At 44.4% G+C, this 6,000-nt stretch carries 4 protein-coding genes; 2 read left to right on the top strand and 2 right to left on the bottom strand.

From position 1 onward, the window contains the following. Positions 1-1,243 (top strand): gliding motility-associated C-terminal domain-containing protein (locus V7Q33_RS07525; RefSeq protein WP_333819441.1); only part of this gene is annotated, 1,243 nt, incomplete at its 5' end. 311 nt (positions 1,244-1,554) lie between these two features. Continuing rightward, on the top strand, positions 1,555-3,198 hold the full coding sequence (locus V7Q33_RS07520) for a beta-N-acetylhexosaminidase (RefSeq protein WP_333819440.1): 1,644 nt from the start codon (positions 1,555-1,557) through the stop codon (positions 3,196-3,198). A gap of 90 nt (positions 3,199-3,288) precedes the next feature. On the opposite strand, the gene V7Q33_RS07515 is transcribed toward V7Q33_RS07520, so the two are convergent. Both V7Q33_RS07515 and V7Q33_RS07510 read right to left on the bottom strand, forming a co-directional pair. Beyond that, the gene (locus tag V7Q33_RS07515) at positions 3,289-4,710 is read right to left on the bottom strand and encodes a PorP/SprF family type IX secretion system membrane protein (RefSeq protein WP_333819439.1); all 1,422 of its coding nucleotides are present in this window, start codon (positions 4,708-4,710) and stop codon (positions 3,289-3,291) included. Then, positions 4,707-5,627 (bottom strand): InlB B-repeat-containing protein, encoded by a 921-nt coding sequence (locus V7Q33_RS07510; protein WP_333819438.1) that lies wholly within the window; start codon positions 5,625-5,627, stop codon positions 4,707-4,709. Before V7Q33_RS07510 ends, V7Q33_RS07515 begins: the two co-directional genes overlap by 4 nt. Positions 5,628-6,000 lie beyond the last annotated feature (373 nt).

The following is a 6,000-nucleotide window of genomic DNA, read 5'->3' as shown; positions in this document are numbered from 1 at the left end:
CAATGCACAAGTAACGGCCAGCGGAACAGGAGCTACTTCATTTGTGTGGACCTCGACTCCTGCCAATGCCTTCAACGGAAGTTCAACAGGAGCTACCGTTACTATAAATCCGGGAACCTACGATCTGCAAGTTGTAATCGATGATGGTGCCGGAGGCGCTTGCCCTGCAACCCTTACACAAACTATATCGGTGGATAACTTTACAGCAGACTTTACTTTCAACGCCTGTACAACCCCGGTAATATTAAAAGCAGCGCCTACAGGAAATGTTAATCCTGTCGCCAGTTATACGTATGCCTGGTATCTGAATGGTTCCTCTTCTCCCATTGGCACTGGCCAGCAATTTAGTGCTACTCAATCGGGCACCTATACCATGAGCATGCAAAGCCTTGTTTCAGGATGTCCTGCGAAAAATTCTGCTGCCAAGGTAGTAACAATTTCCGGCCCGTTAAGTGTAACGATCACAACCGTAAATCCTCCTTGCGATGGAGCATCGTTCGCATTGCTGGCAACACCAAGTCGCACGGTAAGCAGCTATATCTGGTCATTGGATGGCACTGCGATCTCTGGTGGTACATCAGCCCAATTAAATGATCAGACTAAAGCTGGATTATATTCTGTAAAAGTATCGGATGGTATCTGCGAAGCTACCGCAGATATGCCTATACAACTTGCCCCATCAACACCGGGTGAGCTTACCGATACACGTCTGATTTGTCCGGATGATGCCAATCCCGATCCCAATACACGGGTAGCAATACTTGATCCTGGCGCTAACTTTGTATCGTACGACTGGTATGAACTGATCAACGGCTCTCCTTCACCACTCAACACAACCACACAAACCTATACGGCCAACCGAGCCGGTATATTCCAGGTAAATCTTGAAAATGCGTTTGGTTGTCAGAGCTCTGATAAAACTACCGTGAACGTAGAGTGTGATCCGGTAATTGTTGGTCCTAATGCTTTCAGACCTTCCAGCGGTCTTGATGCCAACCAGGGATTCAAGCTCTTTACATTCTTTATCGATGATGACGGCTTCCAGGTATATATCTTCAACCGCTGGGGAGAAATGGTGTTTGCTTCTACCGAACGCGAGTTCGAATGGAATGGAGGCTTTAACAACAATCCATCGCAGATCATGCCTGCCGGCACCTATTCATACATAGTCCGCTACAAGAGTTCTTACCGCCCGCAAGATGGCACAAAAGAAAAACGCGGAGGAGTTTTGTTGGTGAGATAGTGTTGGAGAAGATTGAAAAATTGAAAGATTATAAAATTTAGAAATTGAAATGCCGGGGTACTCCTGGCATTTTTTTATTGGAGCACTTTCAGTTGCACAGGATTTGCAGACGTTTTGAAAATTATCAGCACTTCTAAATCTTCCAATTTTTCAATTTTCCAATCTTCCAATCACATCGCTCTCTAATCTGATTTTCTTCCAATCCTATAATTCCTCAACCAGCCATCCAAAGCACACGGACACACTTTTCGATTTGGTTGGTTATTGGAATTTGTTTGTCTACTTATGTATAAAACCAATCACTCGACACCATGCAAAAAATAACCTATGCTTTCATGGCGCTGCTATTGTTTGCGGCCTGTGCAAAGAAAGAAGAGAACAAAACTGCTGTGGTTATACCCGGCATTATTCCTAAACCAGTATTATTAACACCTGGAAACGACTATATACATTGGGACCAGTCGGTTGCGATCATTGCTAAATCTGCCGATGAAAAAAATGTAGGCGAACTACTGGCAGAATTTCTCAAGTCGAAGAATATCAACGCTACTATTGCAGAGTTTTCAGATGATAAAAATAAGATATCGTTATTTACGGTAGAAGACTCAACGCTTCACAAAGAAGGCTATAAACTCGCTGTCGATGAAAAGGGCGTAAGTATACAAGCCAACAACGGTGCCGGATTGTTTTATGGAGCACAAACATTGCTTCAACTGATCCCGGAGAACGGAAAAGAAATTCCGTTTGTAACAATCACCGACTATCCACGCTTCGCTTATCGCGGACTTCACCTTGATGTAGGTCGTCATACATTTTCTCCAGACTTCATCAAGAAATATATAGATCTGCTCGCGCATCATAAGTTCAATCGCTTCCACTGGCATCTTACGGAAGATCAGGGGTGGCGCATTGAAATCAAAAAATATCCCAGGCTGCAGGAGATCGGTGCATACCGAAAAGAAACAGCCATTGGTCATGCAGGCACGGCACAGCGCGAGGGCGCCAGTTTTGATGGCAAACGCTATGGCGGTTATTTTACGCAAGATGAAGTGAAAGACATAGTGAAGTATGCCGCGGATCGCTATGTAACGATTATACCGGAGATTGAATTGCCAGGTCATGCGCTGGCTGCACTGGCTGCTTATCCGGATTTAGGCTGTACCGGCGGCCCTTATCAAACTGCTACATCATGGGGAGTTTTTGATGATGTGTTCTGTGCTGGTAAAGAAGAAACCTTCCAGTTCCTCGAAGGTGTGCTCGATGAAGTTGTTGAGCTCTTTCCAAGTCAATATATACATATCGGTGGCGATGAGTGCCCGAAGACAAAATGGGAAAAGTGTCCGCACTGCCAGAAGCGCATGAAAACTGAAAAGCTGAAGAATGCACATGAGCTTCAGAGTTACTTTATACAGCGCATGGAAAAATACCTGAATGGAAAAAACCGTCAGATCATTGGCTGGGATGAAATCCTGGAAGGTGGTCTTGCTCCAAATGCTACAGTCATGAGCTGGCGCGGAGAAGAAGGTGGTATAGCAGCAGCCAGACAAAATCATGATGTGATCATGACGCCCGGCAAGTGGTGTTACTTCGATCACTACCAGGATACAACGAAATCAGAGCCGCTGGCGATTGGTGGTTATTTACCTGTGAAGATTGTATACTCGTATGAACCGGTTCCATCGCAGTTAACAGCAGAAGAAGCAAAGCACGTGCTGGGCGCACAAGCCAATGTATGGACAGAATATATACCCACCAGCGATCACGTAGAATACATGGTATATCCGCGTGCCTGTGCCATGGCAGAAGTAGTCTGGTCGCCAAAAGAAAGCCGCGACTATACCGACTTCCTGACTCGTATGGATACGCATTTCAAACGACTTGATGACTGGAAAGTAAATTATGCGAAACACATCCAAAAAGAAATTGATAGCCTGAACTTAGCCACGAAGAAGTGATACGCTATATCTCTATAGGTCACAAAAAAAATGAAGGCTGCGAACAATCGCGCAGCCTTCATTTTTATACGCTCACCAAACACTACTGCCTTATTCTATAATCAATATCCACGTATCACGAAAAGTATAGCGCGACATCTGTCGATATTTATTTCGAAGCTCCTGTGCTTCCGGTAATGTTGGCGCATTGGCCAAGTGCACGATGTAGTAACTTTTCTCCGGATAGAAAGCAATTTCAGCTGGATAGGCAGCCCGCCTCAGCGTGCGTGCGTAGTTCTTGGCATTTACGGAAGAACGAAACGCCCCTACAACTACATAGTGACCCGGCGGCAACGCATTTCCGGAGAGCGATTTGACAGCGTCTTTCTTCGCAGGTTCGGTGTCTTTATGAACAATAGCAGACGTTACCGGCTGCGTCTGTACCGTTGCCTGCTGCGTTGTTACCTCTTTGGCTTTGGATGGCAATTCGCTTGCGGGCGCTGAGGGCGCTTCCTCTTTAGTCTTTTCTACTTTAGCCTTGTCCTCCTTCGCCTGTGGCGCTTCATCATTATCATTCTCAACGGCTCTGGCGGCAACCTCTTTTATCTTTGTTTTAATTTTTCCATGAGGTCTTTCTTTCTTCTTTCCTAGTCGCAATATCAATTGCATCTCGTGTGTTCCATTACCCAACGCATTTACCTGGCTTGGTGCAAACTCATACGCATACCCTAGCTTCAGCTTATCCTTTACGTTAACACCAACAAAGGCGGTTGCACCGTAATCCTGTCGGTAGGAGCCGCCAAACCATGCTATATTATCGATATGAAATACACCCAATCCTTCAAATTGGCTTGGTGTATTTTCATAGGTACGATAGGTCACGATCGGCTCAAAAGCAAGTCGGCTGCTGAGCTGAATGGTGTAACTGGCAGATGTAATAGTAGTCTTTACCTGTTTCACTCCCACTTTATTAAAATCCTGCTGAGAAGCAACGTAGGTCTTGAAAAGCTGAGGTATAGCAAAGCCTAATTTAAAATTCTTCCGTTGGTAATGTATACCAAACTGGCCATCGAACGAAGAAGTTGTTCCGTTAACCGGATCGTTGGCGTACGCATCACCTCCGTTAATCGAAGTGCTTTTCACTCCTGCCGACAAGCCAAATCCAATTTTATGATCATCACGTATACTGTTTCCTAAATATACCTGGTATGCAAAAGTTACAAGACCGGTTGTTGTTTTCAGTACGCCTGCTTTATCCTGATAACCCGTAAAAGCCATTCCCATTTTATAGCTCAGCGGCACGTGCAAACTTACGGTTTCCGTAACGGGAGCCCCTTGGATGCCGGCCCATTGATTTCTATAGTTGAGGTATAATTCTGTGTATCCATTGGGAGCCACGAAGGAAGGATTGTATAAAAAGGGATTCAGAAAATAATGGCTGTATACTAAGCTCTGCTGCGCTTGTATATTTCCGTATCCCGATAAGAACAGACCGGTAAATACCAGTAGTGTTTTGAGTAGAGGTGATTTCATTTTAATCTGGCAATGGTTACACTGCCGGTTTGTTTTTGATTATCAGTATAGCGAATGATGTAAAAGTAGGCTCCATCAGGAAGTTGCTTCCCATCTACTGTTCCGTCCCAGGGTGTAGGGTAACCAATGGATGAGTATACTTTCTGCCCTTGCCGGTTGTAGATACCGATCTCGCATCCATCCAGGAGGTGAGCGTTTTCAATTACCCATTTTTCTGCGCCTACGTTTCCCCGATTGTCAGGAGAAAAAAGTTTCTCGGGCCTTACAATAACACCTATATTGTTTTGTGTCTGAAAATTGGCAGCAATAGATTTATTGCTGTTCATGGTTATCGTTACCGATGGCGATGTATCGGTTATATCTCCGCTCCACCCGGTAAAGGTATACCCTGTAGCAGGTGTAACGGTTACCATCACTGCAGTACCCTCATTATACGTTCCTCCACCGAGGATCGTACCACCACCGCCGGGTATAGCCGTAGTGCTTAGTGTATATTTAGTAGGCACTGTTATTTGTGCCTGGAAATTGCCTGTGACGGATTGGTTACTATTCATCGTTACTGTTATGGAAGTAGAGGTGCCGGATGCACCACCGCTCCAGCCTGTAAAAATATATCCTGAAGCTGGTGTAGCCGTAGGCGTCACTATAGTTCCGGATTTATAGGTTCCTGCACCGTTTATAGTTCCTCCGCCAGTAGGCGAAGTTGTAGTCGTAAGCGTATAAGCAGGCAGAAAATTGGCAACTTTCAGATCGCTATCGGTGGTAACGACTGTAGCGGTGGTCGTACCACCTCCTGAAACTCCACCGTTCTCACTGGCCCACCCCACTACAGCACATTGATCTTGTGCATATAAAAAATGAGTAAAACTCGCCATCAGGACAAATAATGCCCTGGATAACAGTACAAACCTTTGCATGATAATCTTATTTGTAGTCAGTGGAGAATTTTGAACAAGCTATCCGTGTTTACCGAAAGCTTTTTAAAAGTCAAAATTCATCGGGCGTAGTAAGTAAATATACTTTCATTCACTGCTGGTCTAATTTTTTATAGCTAGATACTAAATAAAGATTGAAGTAACCTGTACAAAAAATAAATTAAACACCTGGCTGATAATCTTCAACAACATACCTAATACATAGGTATATATATCCAAAAATAACACCCTAATAAATGTTATTTATACCACTAATTAAGTTACTCATGTTCATGGTATCTGCTATGCCCTGCAGAATATCGACCATAATAACGTTGTCAAATTCTGGAGCGGTACTTGGTCGGTCGTTTAACAC

This window comes from Ohtaekwangia sp., assembly GCF_036786105.1.
Lineage (GTDB): Bacteria > Bacteroidota > Bacteroidia > Cytophagales > Cyclobacteriaceae > Ohtaekwangia.
The sequence above is the reverse complement of the archived record's forward strand: the minus strand, read 5'-3'. Positions and strand labels throughout refer to the sequence as shown.